The following is a 382-nucleotide window of genomic DNA, read 5'->3' as shown; positions in this document are numbered from 1 at the left end:
CCATGTGGGCGAAGGGCACACGCCTGACGAAGGACCCGACGGGTCTGCCGATCAAGGCGTCCGACGTGACCATCGGTTCGGTGTTCCACGTCATCCCGGACGGCATGCTCGACAAGGAGGACATGCTGGAGGAGAAGGCCAAGGCCGCCGTCCTCCTCATGCGCCTCGACCCGCAGGACCTCCACCCCGCCAAGGGGCAGGAGAACTGGGGGTACGACGGCATCGTCGCGTACTCGAAGATCTGCACCCACGTCGGGTGCCCGGTCGCCCTGTACGAACAGCAGACGCACCACCTGCTCTGCCCGTGCCACCAGTCGACGTTCGATGTCTCGAACAACTGCGAGGTCATCTTCGGACCGGCCGCACGTCCCCTCCCCCAACT

1 protein-coding gene is annotated in these 382 nt (G+C 65.7%); it reads left to right on the top strand.

The window, feature by feature from the left end:
• On the top strand, window positions 1-382 hold a 382-nt coding region (locus I59_RS09085), incomplete at both ends, for a ubiquinol-cytochrome c reductase iron-sulfur subunit (protein ID WP_022903602.1).

The organism is Curtobacterium sp. B8 (genome assembly GCF_000333315.1).
Taxonomy (GTDB): domain Bacteria; phylum Actinomycetota; class Actinomycetes; order Actinomycetales; family Microbacteriaceae; genus Curtobacterium; species Curtobacterium luteum.
This window is presented reverse-complemented; position numbering and strand designations above follow the sequence as displayed.